Genomic DNA, 15913 nt, shown 5'->3' with positions numbered 1-15913 from the left:
GACTATCCGCCGAAAAGTTCAGAAAACTGCTTCTTGTCCGCGTCGGTCTGCTCCAGCACCTTTTGCGTATCAACCGGCATGATGTTGATCGTTGTGCCTTCCGGCAGCCAGCTTGGACGGCCAACGCCTGCCTTGGCCGGCAGATAGCCCTGTTCCAGCGCCAGTTTCTGTCCTTCATCCGACAGGATGAAATCAACAAACTTTTTCGCACCTTCAACATTCCTGGCCGTTGCCATGATCGCAACCGGCTCGGTCACGGCAGTTACCCCTTCGGACGGGAAGACAAATTCAATCGGCGAGCCTTTGGCCTTGGCGTTCAATGCCATGAAATCGACCAGAATGCCGTAAGGCTTTTCACCGCTGGCAATGGCCTTCAGCACGGCGCCATTGCCCTTGACGGTCGAAAGCTCGTTTTCCTGCAATTTCCTGAAATAATCCCAGCCGAGATCCTTGTTCAGCACCAGACCGCTTAAGAGATGCGCGGCCGCACCCGAATAAAGCGGGCTTGGCATCACCACCTGCCCCTTATATTCCGGCCTGGCAAGATCGGCCCAATGTTCAGGTTTTTCAGCCGCTGCCGTATTATAGGCAATACCGGTGGTGATCAGCTTGGAGCCGAAATAGGTCTTGTCGGCATCATAGGCATCAGGGGCAAAACCATCGACCCTGGCTTCAGGATAGGCCATCAGGCGCTTGTCCTTTTTCAGCCCTTCCATGGTCACCGCATCGGCAATCAGCAGCACATCCGGCTGTGGCGCGCCAGCGGCAAATTCCGCCGCAAGCTTGGTCAGAAGCTCGCTCGTGCCGGAACGGAAGATCTGCACATCCGTATCGGGATTGGCCTTGCGGAAACCCTCGACGGTCTTTGCGGCATCGGCTTCCGGCTGCGATGTATAAAGCGTCAGCGTATCGGCCGTAGCCGCACTGAGCAGAACCGCAAGTGCCGCCGGCACAAGAGCAGCACGCTTCAGCATCTTGTTCATCTATATATTCCTCGAACTCGCCTTTGATAGTCGCGCCATGCGCCATTTCCTGTTCAGCCCTTAATGCGCCCGGCTTTCGAGCGCAAATGCTGTCGTGACACATTGCCCGATGATTTTGTTCATGGTCGCCATCAAATATCGCAAACGCCCCAAGAAAAAAACAAAAAGCCCTCCGCCAGAGTCACAATCTGCGGAGGGCCTCGCGATCTGTTGACCGTTTGCTGATCATCATGCCATCCGCAGCCTCTCTTGCGAGGCGATGCGACTGGTCTAGATCAGTTTTACTGTCGTTTTATGACAGTCCGAAAAAATCAGATCACCATTTCACCAATATGGGCGATCTGTGCACCCAGTTCATAATAGGCCTCGCGCACGCCGCGGAAGCTTTGCGCCTTGGGCTCGGTAACCGGAAGCGGCAGGTCTGCCTCGCCAATCTCGCCGGAAACGAGCTGGGCCAGGATCTTGCCGAAGACCGTGCCAGGTGCAATGCCGCGGCCATTATAGCCGGAGAAGCCGACCACATTGCGCGCCAGACGATGGAAGCGCGGCAGATTGTCATCGGTCATGCCGATCTTGCCATACCATTCCGCCTCGAACTCGACTTCGCCGATCTGCGGATAGATGCGCTTGAGCAGCTTCTTTGCCCATGCCTTGTGCACGGCAGCACCCGTATTGCGCAGCGCGCCAACACTGCCGAAGACCAGGCGGCCCTGCTGATCAAAACGAAACGACGACAGCACTTCCTTGGTGTCCCACACGCCCTGGCGTTCCGGCAGAATGGTCTTGCGCAAATTGTCGGACAAAGGCTTGGTGGCCATGTTGAAATAAGGCAGATGAACGAGTTCGGTGCGCACTTCCGCCCATGGCTCAACCGTATAGGCATTGGTTGCCACCACCACCCAGTCAGCCGTAACCGAACCATTGGCGGTCTTCACCGTCCATTTGCCGTTGTGTTCTTCTGCAGCCGTAACGGGGCTGCCGGTATAGATCGTCGCACCTGCGGCAATGGCCGCATGAGCAAGGCCACGCACATAGGCGAGCGGCTGGATCGTGCCAGCACGCAGGTCAAGCAACGATCCGGCATAATAGTCGGTGCCGAGCTTGACTGCGGTTTCCCTGGCATCCAGCAGCTTCACATTGGCGCCGCGGCGCACCCACTGCTCATGACGCTGTTCCAGTTCCTTCATGCCCTTTGCGCCGACGGCGCAATGCAGCGTGCCCTGCTTCTCCACCTCGCAGGCGATCTTGTGCTTTTCGATCACTTCGAAAACGAGCCTTGGCGCATTGCCGAGCACATCGAGCAAACGGTCGCCATATTTGGTGCCCAGTACCCCCGGCAGATCATCCGGCATGACCCACATGCCGGCATTGACCAGGCCGACATTGCGGCCAGATCCGCCAAAGCCGATCTCCACGCCTTCGAGCACGATGACATTCACGCCCTTTTCGGCGAGATGCAATGCGGTCGAAAGACCGGTAAATCCACCACCGACAACAACCACATCGGCTTTCTGTGCGCCTGTCAGCGCAATTGTCTTCGGCGCCGCGGGTGCGGTCTTTTCCCAAAGACCATGAGAACGCGGATCATTCAACATCGGCAAAACCACTTCGAATTATGAGAGAATTTAGTCTGATAGAGCCTATTTCACGCCAGACCCGCCATTTGGACAGTGTTATTTGCGCAATAGTTCATTCCTGATCGGAATGAATCAGTGCCTCATAATCCGTGTTGCCCACCTGACCGGAAATCCATTGGCAGAAGACCTGCGTCAGCGGATTTTCAAGCTTGCCCTCCGGCACGACGAGATAATAATCATTTTCGGTGCGCATGGGCCGGTTGAACAGAACAACCAGCTCGCCATTGCGCAATTCCTGTTCGATCAGGTAAAGCGGCAACAGCGCAAAGCCCATGCCCGCAACAGCAGCCGAAATGACCATCGAAAACTGGTCGAAACGGTGGCCGCGATAGGCCGACTGCCCCTCGATACCGCAGCTTTCAAACCATTGTGCCCAGATTTTCGGACGCGTCGCCAGATGCAGAAGCGGCTGGTTTTCCAGATCCACCGGTTCCCTGGGCGACAGCGTCTTTAACAATTGCGGGCTTGCGACCGGAACGATCACCTCGCTGCACAAGAAGGTGCAGGTTGCATGCGCCCAGACCGGCTGACCATAATGTATAGCAAGATCAAAGGGTTGTTCCTCAAAATCAAACACACCCGAACGCGAGGCGACATTCAGCGCAATGCCCGGATGCTTTTCGATGAAATCGGGTATGCGCGGCATCAGCCAGCGCATGCCAAAGGTCGGCAGCGTTGCAATGCTGAACGAAGAGGTGGACTGCGCCGAAGCCATGGCGCGCAACATCGTGTCTTCTGTCTGGGCCAGAAGACGGCGCACTTCCGGCAAGAATTTCCGCCCCGCATCGGACAAAAGAATACGCTGCCTGATGCGTTCAAACAAAAGCACGCCAAGTTGGATCTCCAGATCCCTGATCTGACGACTGACGGCGCTCTGCGTCAGATTGAGCTCATGCGCGGCCTGGGTAAAGCTCCCATGGCGTGCAGCACACTCAAAAGCCTGGAGCGTCGCAATGTCCGGGATCAATCGTCTGCTTAGCTTCATTCCCATCCCGCATGAACATAGTTGCTATCTTTGCAACCAGAACCCAAATTTCACTGATATTATCTGTTTTTATCATAAACCACCGCACCCACGCCCGCAACGGCCCAGTGCATGAGCATCATACCCAACTTTTTACGGCAGCAGACGTAATGAACGCGCAAAAACATGTTTCCCCCGACCGTATTCGTGCCGCCTTTTCAGCCGCAATGTCGGCCATGTACAAACAGGAAGTGCCGGCTTACGGAACGCTGATGGAACTCGTTGCCGATATCAACGCAGCGGTTCTGGCCAATGATTCGCATCTGCATGAACGGTTGAAGGAAACCGACAGCCTTGAGCGCATTACCGAAGAGCGTCATGGTGCGATTCGTCTTGGCACCGCAGCCGAACTTGCCATGATGCGCCGTGTCTTTGCCGTCATGGGCATGTATCCGGTTGGCTATTATGACCTGAGCGTTGCCGGCATTCCGGTTCACTCGACCGCCTTCCGTCCGATTGATGACGCCGCACTGAAACACAATCCTTTCCGCGTCTTCACCTCTCTCCTGCGCCTTGACCTGATCAAGGACGAGGATCTGCGCAAGCAGGCGGAAGAAACCCTGACCAGGCGCCAGATCTTCACGCCCGGCGCAGTTGCCCTGGTTGAAAAGGCGGAAACCGAAGGTGGCCTTGATGAGGCTGACGCCAGGCGTTTTGTTGAAGAAGTGCTGGAAACCTTCCGCTGGCACGACAAGGCCAGCGTCAGCGCCGATCTTTACAAGCGCCTGCATGATGCACACCGCCTGATTGCCGACGTCGTATCTTTCAAGGGCCCGCACATCAACCATCTGACGCCGCGTACGCTTGACATAGACGCCGTACAGGAACAGATGCCAAAGCGCGGTATCAACCCCAAGGCTGTGGTCGAAGGCCCGCCAAGCCGCAAGTGTCCGATCCTGCTGCGCCAGACCTCGTTCAAGGCGCTGGAAGAACCGGTTTCCTTCAGTGACGAAAACGGCAACTGGACGCCGGGTACACATACGGCCCGCTTTGGTGAGATCGAACAGCGCGGCATTGCGCTCACGCCGAAGGGCCGCGCGCTTTATGACAAGCTGCTTGATGCCACCCGTGAAAAGGTTCGCCCTGCCGCCGATGGCTCCAATACGGCCGAATACATGAAGGCGCTGGAAGAAACCTTTGCGGCCTTCCCGGATAGCTGGGAAGAGATCCGCGCACAGGGCCTTGGCTATTTCGCCTATTCGGTCAAGGATGAGGCAGCCCTTGCAAGATTCGCGCCCGGCGCTGACCTTGAGGCGATGATTGCAGCAGGCGCTGTCCAGTTTGACCCGATTGTCTATGAAGACTTCCTGCCGGTCAGTGCGGCGGGTATCTTCCAGTCCAATCTCGGCGACGATGCCGCACAGGAATTCGTCGAAAGCCCGAACCAGAAGCGTTTCGAGCAGGATCTCGGTGCAAAGGTGCTGAATGAATTTGAACATTACGCACGCATCGAGCGCGAATCCCTGGAGGCGATCCAACGCCGCCTGAGCACCGCAGAAGCGGCTGAATGAAAAGGCCGCAGGCCCGGAAAGACGGCTTCCGGGCCCGGCAACAATGAAACAGAGAGGAATACCATGAACACTGCTGTTAAGAAAATCGATGTCAGGCAGGAAGCCGCAGATATCCTCACCAAGCTTGGTGTGGATCCCGCAGCTTATACCGGCGGCGACCTTCCGGGCTACAGCCCGGTTACCGGTGAACAGATTGCGTCGATCAGGACGCATAGCAAGGAAGAAGCCAATGCCATCATCGAGAAGGCTGACGAGGCTTTCCGCAAGTGGCGCATGGTGCCTGCACCAAAGCGTGGTGAACTGATCCGTCTGTTTGGCGAGGAACTGCGCGCAGCCAAGGAAGATCTTGGCCGTCTGGTTTCGATCGAAGCCGGCAAGATTCCGTCCGAAGGCCTCGGTGAAGTGCAGGAAATGATCGATATCTGCGATTTTGCAGTCGGGCTGTCGCGCCAGCTCTATGGCCTGACCATCGCCACCGAACGTCCGGGCCATCGCATGATGGAAACCTGGCATCCGCTTGGCGTTGTTGGCGTCATCTCTGCCTTCAACTTCCCGGTTGCCGTCTGGTCGTGGAACACCGCACTTGCCATCGTCTGCGGTGACTCGGTTGTCTGGAAACCATCGGAAAAATCGATCCTGACCGCCCTTGCCTCGCAGGCAATCTTCGACCGTGCCCTCAAGCGCTTTGGCGATGCACCGGAAGGCCTGTCGCAGCTCATCATTGGCGACCGCACCATTGGTGAGGTTCTGGTCGACCACAAGAAGGTACCGCTCATTTCGGCAACGGGTTCGACCCGCATGGGCCGCGAAGTTGGCCCGCGCGTTGCACAGCGCTTTGGCCGTACGATCCTGGAACTGGGCGGCAACAATGCCGGCATCGTCTGCCCGTCGGCCGATCTCGACATGGCCGTACGCGCCATTGCCTTTGGCGCCATGGGTACGGCTGGCCAGCGCTGCACCACGCTGCGCCGTCTCTTCGTGCATGAAAGCATCTATGACACGCTCGTTCCGCGCTTGCAGAAGGCCTATGCCAGCGTCACCGTCGGCTCGCCGCTCGAAACCTCGGCCCTTGTCGGCCCGCTGATCGACAAGGCTGCATTCGACAATATGCAGAAGGCACTCAGGGAAGCCGAAGCCCATGGCGGCAAGGTTCAGGGCGGTGAACGCGTCGATGTCGGCTATGAAAACGCCTATTATGTCCGCCCGGCCATCGTCGAAATGCCGAAGCAGGAAGGCCCGGTTCTCGAAGAAACCTTCGCACCGATCCTTTATGTGATGAAATATTCCGATTTCGACGACGTTCTGGAACAGCACAATGCGGTTGGCGCCGGCCTGTCGTCCTCGATCTTCACGCTCAACCTGCAGGAAGCAGAACGTTTCCTCTCGGCTGAAGGTTCGGATTGCGGCATTGCCAATGTCAATATCGGCACATCGGGTGCAGAAATTGGCGGCGCATTTGGCGGTGAAAAGGAAACCGGTGGTGGTCGTGAATCCGGCTCGGATGCGTGGAAGGGCTATATGCGCCGCGCAACCAACACCATCAACTATTCGAAGGCTCTGCCATTGGCTCAGGGCGTTTCCTTCGATATTGATTAATTCCAGGACCAACCAGAAAGAAACCCCGCTCCGGCGGGGTTTTTCATTGAACACTGCATTGGCGATTAGCGGGCTTGTGGTTATGGGGTGGCGGAAATCGTGGCTTTTGAGAACCGGAGCTGAGTGTACTTAAAGGTATATGAGCACCGGAAGCGCAAAAAGACGCGATTTGCAGCCCGCCAGAACCGCAAAGATCACCCCATGCGTTCAGAGGCGAAGGATCCTGGGCTTGCCGGGAACACGACGGTGCGGTTTCCGTTCAGGAACACACGATGGTGGATATGCGCATGGACGGCGCGTGCCAGCACCTGCGCTTCGACGTCACGGCCGATCGAGACATAGTCCGCCGCACTTTGGGCATGCGTGATGCGTGCAACGTCCTGTTCGATGATCGGGCCTTCATCAAGCTGGTCGGTCACATAATGGGCGGTGGCGCCAATCAGTTTCACGCCGCGTTCATAGGCCTGCTTGTACGGGTTTGCGCCCTTGAAGGATGGCAGGAAGGAATGGTGAATGTTGATGATGCGGCCTGACATTTTCTGGCAGATCTCGTCGGAGAGAACCTGCATGTAGCGCGCCAGCACGATCAGTTCCGTGCCGGTTGCCTCGACAATATTCATCAGGTGCCGTTCGGCTTCCGGCTTGTTTTCCTTGGTGACCGCAATATGATGGAACGGAATGTCATGGTTCACCACGACCTTCTGATAGTCGAAATGGTTTGACACCACGCCGACAATATCGATCGGCAGGGCGCCGATCTTCCAGCGGTAAAGCAGGTCGTTGAGGCAATGGCCAAAACGCGATACCATCAGCAGCGTCTTGGTGCGGCTTGCGCCATCATAAAACCGGTAGTCCATCTCGAATGGCGCTGCGACCGCGGCAAAATCCGAACGAATCCCTTCAAGGGTCGCGCCTTCTTCGGAAATGAAGCTGACGCGCATAAAGAAACGCCCGGCATCCAGATCGTCAAACTGGGCACTGTCAACAATGTTGCACCCATGACCGGCAAGAAAACCCGAAATCGCAGCAACAATGCCGCGGGTGGACTTGCAGGTGACAGTTAGGACAAATTTATGCATCGGACTTTCCTTATTAAGAAGGTATAGGCGATTACGGCGCGCGACCATAATCCTGAATGCGCCCGCAGCCATGCCAAAATGCGTAATGCACCGGCCGAAATGCGCTATCAAGCGTCTTTCTTGATAAGGTTGAAGTTTTACAGATGCGGATTACGGTCGCGATAGCGCTGAACGAGTTGCTGATTGACTTCCGCCGCCCCCGGCATATTGGCGCTCAGATAAACCGGCGCATTGCCATCCGCAACCAGCCGTGCGGCAACTTCGGCAAAGACAGCATTGAGAATGGTGACGCCCAGTGCCGTTGAAACCGGCCCGACCTTGAGCGCACTTCCCGCAAGCGCCAGCACCGCATCGCCGGAAGGGGCATCATTGTCGAGCACGACATCGGCAAGCGACAGAAGCTGCGGCCGGCCATTGGCAATGGCGTTGGAATAGGTCACCGAGGTCAGGGCAATCACGGCGGCTCCCCTGTCGCGCGCATGGCGCGCCGCATCAAGCGGAGCGGCATTGACGCCCGAATTGGACACGACAATCAGCACATCGCCGGCGCCAATGCCATAGCGCTCAAGGAGCGGCAGCACCGCCCCGTCAATCCGCTCAAAGGCGGAGCTTGCCAAAGCGCCATGCTGCAGCATGATCTCGTCGCAGAGCACCGGTACCGTCAGCGCCAGACCGCCCGCGCGATAATGCAGCTCCTCCGCCATCATGTGCGAATGCCCCGTGCCAAAGACAAAGACGCGCCGGTCAGCCCGCGCCGCCGCAACGATCAGCTCTGCTGCCTTTTCCATTGGCACGGCCAGTCTTTGCTTCACTGTCGCCATGCGGCTGATCAGATCATCAAAATAGCGGTCGGTGATTGCGGTCATGCGCCTGCCTCAATGCGCTTTTCTCCCGAAAGCCATGTCGCCCTGGCACGAAGACCATCATCAAGATGTACCGCATCCATGCGCATGCCCGGACGCAAAAGCCCACGGTCGGAAAGACGCAAGTATCGCGCCGGATAAAGGCTTGCCATGCGCAGCGCTTCCGGCAGGGAAAGCTCCAGTTCCGCTACACCAAAGCGAATGGCCGTGGCCATATCGAGGTCGGAACCGGCAATCGTTCCATCCGGCAGGATCAGCTTGGAGCAGATGCCCCCCGGCACGCGCCTGACCACACGGCCATTGATCTCAAAACTTTCCGAATTGGAGCCGACCAGCGCCATGGCATCGGTGACGAAGAACAGATGGGCATCGCCACGCTTTGCGCGCAAGGCCAGACGCAGCGCCATCGGGTTGACATGGTGACCATCGGCAACAATGCCGCACCAGATGTCCGGGTGATCTAGGGCAGCCCCCGCCAGACCCGGCGCACGATGGCCGATCTGGCTCATGGCATTGAACAGATGGGTGACACTGCGCGCACCAGCATCAAAGCGCTTCAAGGCTTCTTCTGCTGTCGTATCACTATGACCGATGCTGACGATCACGCCGCCTTCGCTGAGACGGCGCACCTGCTCAGGCGTGACCTGCTCGGCAGCCATGGTGACAAGCAGCGTGCCGATCTGTTTAGCCGCGCGGATATAGAGCGCAATATCGGCATCATCGACCGGGCGCATGAGTTCGGCCAGATGTGCGCCCTTGCGGGCTGGTGCCAGATGCGGGCCTTCGAGATGAAGACCGGCAACGCCCTTGTCAGCCTTCACGGCTTCGATTGCCGCTTCAATCGCGCGGTCACGCACCGGCGTGGTGTCGGTGATCAGCGTTGGCAGAAGGCTGGTCGTACCAAACTTGCGGTGACCATCGGCAATCACATACATGGTTTCCGGCGTCGGCTCGTCATTGAGCATGCGCCCGCCGCCGCCATTGACCTGCGCATCGATGAAGCCCGGCGCCAGAATGCCGCCATTGAGCCTGTCCACCGCATGCGCCTCGCCAAGGGCGGATTCAGGGATGATGGCCTCGACCCGGCCGTTGTCGAACACCAGCGCGCAGCGGTCATGAAAGCGTTCGCCGTCAAAGATCCGCGCGCCTGCGATTGCGGATTTGCGTTTCATATCGTCACCGTAACCTTCTTGAGATTGCGCGGCCTGTCGGGGTCAAAACCTTTGCGGCGCGTCACCGACTCAATAATCCGATAGAAATTGATCAGCGAGACCAGCGGATCAAGATGCGCATTGCCGGTCGATGCCGATGACAGGCGGAAGCCCGGCGTTTCGGCATCCGACAGGGTGATGATGCTGGCACCAAAGGAATGAAGTCGCTTCAGCGCTTCCATATTGCCATCAAAGGCCTCATCGCGCGGCAGGAAGGACAGAACCGGAAAACCGTCCTCCACCAGACGGCTTGGACCATGCATAAGTTCAGCCAGCGAAAAGGCCTCGGCGTGGATGCTTGCCGTTTCCTTGGCCTTCAGCGCAGCCTCAAGCGCAATGGCAAAGGCCGTACCACGCCCGCCCGTATAAAGCGAACGGGTGTTCAGCAGCAGGTTTTCGACCGGCTCGCGTCCTTCGGGTCTGGTTGCGGCAAGCGCATCCGACAGTCTTGCAAGCCCTGCCTGCAGGGAGGCATCGCCACTTATTGCAGCCACCACGCCTGAAAGTGCCGCCACGGACGCAATGAAGGACTTGGTCGCCGCCACGCTCTTTTCTTCGCCCGCATGCAGGGCAAGCACGATGTCGGCTTCCTTGGCAAGCTGGCTTTCCGTGACATTGACAACGGCAATCGTCACCGCCCCGCCCTTCTTGGCAGCGGCCTGTGCGGCAATGATATCCGGGCTGCCACCCGACTGCGACACGGTGAAATGCAGCGCATTGTTGAGCTTCAGATTCACGCCATAGACCGAGGCAATGGACGGCCCGATGGAGGCAACCGGCGTGCCGGTGGCAATTTCGGTCAGATATTTGAAGAATGTCGCGGCATGATCCGATGAACCACGCGCCGCCGTGGTGATGACGGCAGGCTGGCGCTCGGCAAAAATGCGCGCAATCTCTGCGAAGGTTCCCGCCTCCTTCTCCAGAAGACGCGCCACAACCTGCGGCGATTGTTCGGTTTCCTGAAGCATAAGGGATGCGGACATGGTCACGATTAATCTCCAATTTTCAATTCCGCGACGAAGTCATAGGCATCGGCGCGATAGTGTGAACGCGTATATTCGACGATCCTGTCGTCATTGAGATAGGAAATGCGCTCGATCAGAAGCGCAGGCGAACTATGCGGCACATCGAGCAGTCTGGCACTTGCAGGCGAAAGAGTCACGGCCGATAGGCGCTGCATCGCACGCACCGGCTTGAAACCGCATTGCGCCAGCGTGCCATAAAGCGATGGCCCCTCCACTCTGTCAGCCCCCAGAAAATGGCGCGGCACCACTGCGCGTTCCAGCGCCATGGGAATGCCATCGGCCAGACGCAGGCGATCAAGCCGAACCACCGGCGTATCAACGCCAATGCCAAGCCGGAAGGCTTCTTCCGGCGATGGCCGGCCCGGCCCGTTGATCATCACCTTTGCGCCCGGCTCCTTGCCGCGCGAACGCATGTCTTCGGAAAAGGAAGTAAGCCGCCACAGACTCTGGCTCATGCGTGCCGGGCGCTCGGCCACAAAGGTGCCGCTGCCGCGCCGTGAGACCAGATCACCCTGCTCCATCAGCTGGCGATAGGCATTGCGAACCGTGATGCGGCCAATATCAAGCTGTTCGGCAAATTCGCGCTCCGGCGGCAGGCTGGTACCGGGCGCAAGCTTGCCCTCGGCAATCAGCTCCCCCAGGATGCGCGCCAGATTGCGATAAAGCGGCCCCTTGACCTCCGGGTCATGCAGGCCGCGTTTCGCGATTGCCGCTATCAGATCGGTTCTATTCATGTCGGTCAATATAGAACCGAATTAGAACCAATTGCAAGCCGGAAAGCAATTGGTTCTATTTTTGCGCCTGCTGTCCGCATGGGCACCAGTCAGGGCCAGAGCGCGACAATCAGCCCGGCCATATGGCTTCTTGCGCGGCAAGGGAACAGGACATGGGCCGGCAAATGTCAGGTGAAGCGGCGTAATGCCTCGCCTGCCTGATACCATGTTCGCTGTGTTCGCGGGTCACGCCTTAGAATGGTGAGCCACGCATCATGGCAGGAAAGCCCTGCGAGCTCGCGCAGGATCAACGCATGGGCAATGCCGAACTGGCGCGCAAAGCTGCGACTGTCATCGGCAAAACCAAGCGCAAGCGCTGCCAGAATGCCTGCGCCAATGCGGGAAAATTGCGGTTCTGCCGCCTGCAGCCGCTCCACCAGCGCCATGAAGTGCGCTTCTGTACGATCCGTCACTGCACTGCCTTCGGATAGGGCCGGAAACTGACGATGACAGATTTGGATGTCGGCGTATAGCTTTCATCCCCGGCGCTTGCCAAGGGCACCAGCACATTCATTTCCGGATAATAGCCGGCGACACAGCCGCGCGGAATGTCATAGGGCACAAAGCGGAAATCGCGCGCCACGCGTTCCACGCCATCCTCGAACGCGCCCACAATATCAGTGCGCTCGCCCGCCGCAACGCCAAGCTCTGCCATGTCATCCGGATGCATAAAGACGACACGCCGTTCGCCATAAACACCGCGATAGCGGTCATCCATGCCATAGATTGTGGTATTGTACTGATCATGACTGCGGAAGGTCTGCAGCACAAAATGGCCCTGTTTCATGCGCGCCCGCTGATGCTCGGTCGCCTCCGGCAAGGGGCCGGTCCAGAAAGTCGCCTTGCCAGTTGCAGTCAGCCATTCCAGTTCACGAGCCGCATTACGCAGGTGGAAGCCGCGCGGCACGCGCACGCGCCTGTTGTAATCGTGAAAATCCGGCAGGACACGAGCGATCAGTTCACGGATCTGGTCATAATCATCGGCAAGTGCCAGCCAGTCGACCGGCCATGGCCCCAAAGTGGCATTGGCAATGCCGGCGACAATGGCGATTTCCGAACGCAGATATGGCGAGGCGGGCGGATTGATGCCGCCCGAACCATGCACCATGCTCATGGAATCCTCGACCGTGACAAGCTGGGCCACGCCCTTGGAATTCAGGTCGATTTCCGTGCGGCCCAAGCATGGCAGGATGAAGGAATCCCGTCCCGGCACCAGATGCGAATGATTGAGCTTGGTTGCAATATGTACTGTCAGGCGCAGGCCGGAAAGCGCCTTGGCGATGATCGGACTGTCAGGCGTTGCACGGGCAAAATTGCCGCCAAGACCGACAAAGGCCTGTGCCGTTCCATCAAGCATCGCGCCAACCGCGCCCAGCACATTATGGCCCGGCTCGCGCGGCGGCCTGAAATTGAATTCACGCTCCAGCGCGTCAAGAAAGGCTGCGGATGGACGCTCATTGATGCCAACAGTGCGGTCGCCCTGCACATTGGAATGGCCGCGCACCGGACAAAGCCCCGCCCCCGGCTTGCCAATATTACCGCGCAAAAGCATGAAATTGGTGATCTCGCGAATGGTGATTACCGAATGGCGATGCTGGGTCACCCCCATCGCCCAGGTGCAGATCACGCGGTGTGCATTCATATAGATCCGGGCGGCATGTTCCAGCGCCTCCCGCGTCAGGCCGGACTGATCCTCGATCGCCTCCCATGATGTTGCATCAACCGCAGCGCGGTAAGCCTCGAACGCCGCCGTATGCTGCGCCAGAAAGCTGCGATCCAGCACCGACGGCCTGCCAGCCGCAAGTGCCTCGTCATCGGCTGCAAACACGGCCTTCGCCATACCGCGAAAGGCTGCCAGATCGCCGCCAAGCCGCGGCTGCAGATAATCGCTGGCAATCGGCGCGCTGCCGCCATGCAGCATTTCAAGCTTGTTTTGCGGATCTGCAAAACGCTCAAGCCCCCTTTCGCGCACCGGATTGAACACGACAATCCTTGCCCCCCGCTCGGCCGCTCGGCGCAGATCGCCCAGCATGCGCGGATGATTGGTGCCCGGATTTTGGCCAACCACGAAAATGGCATCGGCTTTTTCAAAATCTTCCAGCAGCACCGTGCCCTTGCCGACACCGATCGACTGTTTCAGCGCAACGCCGCTTGCCTCATGGCACATGTTGGAACAGTCGGGAAAATTGTTGGTGCCATAGGCACGCACAAAGAGCTGATAGAGAAAGGCCGCCTCATTCGAGGCGCGGCCGGACGTATAGAATTCCACCCGGTTCGGCGTATCAAAGCCGCGCAATATGTCGGCAATCGCCTTGAAGGCCTCATCCCATGCGATGGCCTCATATTTGTCCGTCGCCGGATTATAGCGCATGGGATGGGTAAGACGGCCGGTATGTTCCAGATCATGATCCGACCATGTGCGCAGTTCCGTCACCGTATGGTCGCGGAAGAATTGCGGCGTCGTGCGCCGGTCGGTCGCCTCCCAGGCAACCGCCTTCACCCCGTTTTCACAGAACTCGAAGGACGAGCCATGCTCCGGATCACCCCAGGCGCAACCGGGGCAATCAAAGCCATTGGGCTGATTGGCCTTGAGCAGCGCACGCGCGCCCGTCAGGGGCGCACCGCTTGCCAGCAATTGCTTGCCGCAGCTTGTCAGCGCCCCCCAGCCGCCGGCAGCCTTCGGTTTCCTGCCAATGAAGCTGGCCTTCATATCCTGATTTTTCATGTTGCTTCTACCTTGCCGCCTACCCTGCCGTCCCGGATGGATGCTCGGAGCATTGTCCCTTAAGCATAGGCAAGATCGTATTACCCTTCAATTGATAGTGTTGTGCTTGATTTTGTGCGCTCAAAGCGCGATGCCAATGCATGCAACCAACCTTGAAAGGCTTATTCCATGTCCAGCTGCTCCTCTTCAAGCATTGTTGAGATCGCCGACCTGAAGCGACTGGCACGGCGCCGCGTGCCGAAAATGTTTTTCGATTATGCAGATTCCGGCGCTTGGACGCAGCAGACCTATCGCGCCAATGAAGAAGATTTCAAGAAAATCAAGCTGCGCCAGCGCGTGCTGGTGGATATGACCAATCGCTCGCTGGAAAGCACCATGATCGGCGAAAAGGTCTCCATGCCGGTGGCCCTTGCACCAACGGGCCTCACCGGCATGCAGCATGCCGATGGTGAAATGCTGGCAGCACAGGCGGCCGAAGATTTTGGCGTGCCCTTCACCCTGTCCACCATGAGCATCTGCTCGATCGAGGATGTCGCGTCCGTCACCAAAAAGCCGTTCTGGTTCCAGCTTTACGTGATGCGCGACCGCGATTTCGTCAAAAGCCTCATCACGCGTGCGCGTGATGCCGGCTGTTCGGCGCTGGTGCTGACGCTTGATCTGCAGATCCTCGGCCAGCGGCACAAGGACATTCGCAACGGCCTTTCCGCCCCGCCGAAATTCACGCCAAAACATATATGGCAGATGGCAACGCGGCCGCGCTGGTGCCTTGGCATGCTGGGCACACAGCGCCGGACATTCCGCAATATTGCGGGCCACGCCAAGAATGTCACCGACCTGTCTTCCCTGTCAGCCTGGACAGCAGAACAGTTCGACCCGCATCTCAACTGGAAGGATGTGGCGTGGATCAAGGAACAATGGGGTGGCAAACTCATTCTGAAAGGCATCCTTGATGTCGAGGACGCAAAAATGGCTGCCGAGACCGGAGCGGATGCGATCATCGTATCCAATCATGGCGGCCGCCAGCTCGACGGCGCGCCATCATCGATTTCCCAGCTTGAAGCCATCGTTCAAGCCGTGGGCGACAGGATCGAAATCCATATGGATGGCGGTGTGCGCTCCGGACAGGATGTGCTCAAGGCACGCGCCCTTGGCGCACGCGGCGTCTTTATCGGCCGCCCCTTTCTCTATGGCCTTGGCGCCCTGGGCAAGGAGGGCGTAACTCTTGCGCTCGAAATCATCCGCAAGGAGCTCGATATCACCATGGCGCTGTGCGGTCAGCGCGACATCAATCAGGTCACCCGCGACATCATCCATTCAGCCAAGTTCGACTGACGGACATAAGGTCCCCTTCACCGTGACGGAAACAGGCCTCGGCCATGACTTCCCTTCGCATGCGTTTCACCCATGCAAAACGCCCCGGCGGAACCGGGGCGTTTCATCTGTTTCAGTGACTGTGTGTCATTCAGTGCCTGTGTGTCACCACTTG

13 protein-coding genes are annotated in these 15913 nt (G+C 58.3%); 3 read left to right on the top strand and 10 right to left on the bottom strand.

All coding sequences use genetic code 11. The features are described 5' to 3' along the window. Window positions 1-2 precede the first annotated feature (2 nt). The 3 genes from ACFO1V_RS11660 to ACFO1V_RS11650 all read right to left on the bottom strand — a co-directional run bounded on the left by ACFO1V_RS11660 (window position 3) and on the right by ACFO1V_RS11650 (window position 3605). Entirely contained in the window at window positions 3-983 is a 981-nt protein-coding gene (locus ACFO1V_RS11660; protein ID WP_374833709.1) for an ABC transporter substrate-binding protein, read from the bottom strand. A 311-nt stretch (window positions 984-1294) separates the two neighbouring features. Then, window positions 1295-2578 carry an NAD(P)/FAD-dependent oxidoreductase gene (locus ACFO1V_RS11655; protein WP_374833707.1) on the bottom strand — a complete coding sequence of 428 codons (1284 nt, stop codon included), beginning with the start codon at window positions 2576-2578 and terminating at the stop codon, window positions 1295-1297. 94 nt (window positions 2579-2672) lie between these two features. Continuing rightward, window positions 2673-3605, bottom strand: a complete 933-nt coding sequence (locus ACFO1V_RS11650) for a LysR family transcriptional regulator (protein WP_374833705.1) — start codon at window positions 3603-3605, stop codon at window positions 2673-2675. A gap of 149 nt (window positions 3606-3754) precedes the next feature. On the opposite strand from ACFO1V_RS11650, the gene hglS reads away from it, so the two are divergent. Together hglS and amaB are read left to right on the top strand one after the other, a co-directional pair. Next, entirely contained in the window at window positions 3755-5155 is a 1401-nt protein-coding gene (gene hglS / locus ACFO1V_RS11645; protein ID WP_374833703.1) for a 2-oxoadipate dioxygenase/decarboxylase HglS, read from the top strand. Between the two features lie 63 nt (window positions 5156-5218). Beyond that, a complete protein-coding gene (gene amaB, locus ACFO1V_RS11640; RefSeq protein WP_374833701.1) occupies window positions 5219-6751 on the top strand; it encodes an L-piperidine-6-carboxylate dehydrogenase in 1533 nt (510 codons plus the stop codon). A gap of 194 nt (window positions 6752-6945) precedes the next feature. On the opposite strand, the gene purU is transcribed toward amaB, so the two are convergent. From purU to ACFO1V_RS11605, 7 genes are all read right to left on the bottom strand, one after another. Further along, window positions 6946-7830 carry a formyltetrahydrofolate deformylase gene (gene purU, locus ACFO1V_RS11635; RefSeq protein ID WP_374833699.1) on the bottom strand — a complete coding sequence of 295 codons (885 nt, stop codon included), beginning with the start codon at window positions 7828-7830 and terminating at the stop codon, window positions 6946-6948. Between the two features lie 137 nt (window positions 7831-7967). Next, window positions 7968-8696: an SIS domain-containing protein gene (locus ACFO1V_RS11630; protein WP_374833697.1), complete on the bottom strand. Its 729-nt coding sequence runs from the start codon at window positions 8694-8696 to the stop codon at window positions 7968-7970. Continuing rightward, entirely contained in the window at window positions 8693-9865 is a 1173-nt protein-coding gene (gene nagA, locus ACFO1V_RS11625; RefSeq protein WP_374833695.1) for an N-acetylglucosamine-6-phosphate deacetylase, read from the bottom strand. The genes ACFO1V_RS11630 and nagA overlap by 4 nt, the downstream gene beginning before the upstream one ends. Next, window positions 9862-10887: an SIS domain-containing protein gene (locus ACFO1V_RS11620; RefSeq protein ID WP_374833693.1), complete on the bottom strand. Its 1026-nt coding sequence runs from the start codon at window positions 10885-10887 to the stop codon at window positions 9862-9864. Before ACFO1V_RS11620 ends, nagA begins: the two co-directional genes overlap by 4 nt. Window positions 10888-10895: 8 nt before the next feature. Then, window positions 10896-11663, bottom strand: a complete 768-nt coding sequence (locus tag ACFO1V_RS11615; RefSeq protein ID WP_374833690.1) for a GntR family transcriptional regulator — start codon at window positions 11661-11663, stop codon at window positions 10896-10898. 167 nt (window positions 11664-11830) lie between these two features. Then, the gene (locus ACFO1V_RS11610) at window positions 11831-12088 is read right to left on the bottom strand and encodes a hypothetical protein (RefSeq protein WP_374833733.1); all 258 of its coding nucleotides are present in this window, start codon (window positions 12086-12088) and stop codon (window positions 11831-11833) included. 23 nt (window positions 12089-12111) lie between these two features. Beyond that, entirely contained in the window at window positions 12112-14412 is a 2301-nt protein-coding gene (locus ACFO1V_RS11605) for an FdhF/YdeP family oxidoreductase (RefSeq protein ID WP_374833731.1), read from the bottom strand. A 183-nt stretch (window positions 14413-14595) separates the two neighbouring features. Between ACFO1V_RS11605 and ACFO1V_RS11600 the strand changes: the two genes are divergently transcribed. Continuing rightward, on the top strand, window positions 14596-15759 hold the full coding sequence (locus tag ACFO1V_RS11600) for an alpha-hydroxy acid oxidase (RefSeq protein WP_374833688.1): 1164 nt from the start codon (window positions 14596-14598) through the stop codon (window positions 15757-15759). Window positions 15760-15913 lie beyond the last annotated feature (154 nt).

This window comes from Daeguia caeni (assembly GCF_042653845.1).
Taxonomy (GTDB): domain Bacteria; phylum Pseudomonadota; class Alphaproteobacteria; order Rhizobiales; family Rhizobiaceae; genus Brucella; species Brucella caeni.
The sequence above is the reverse complement of the archived record's forward strand: the minus strand, read 5'-3'. Positions and strand labels throughout refer to the sequence as shown.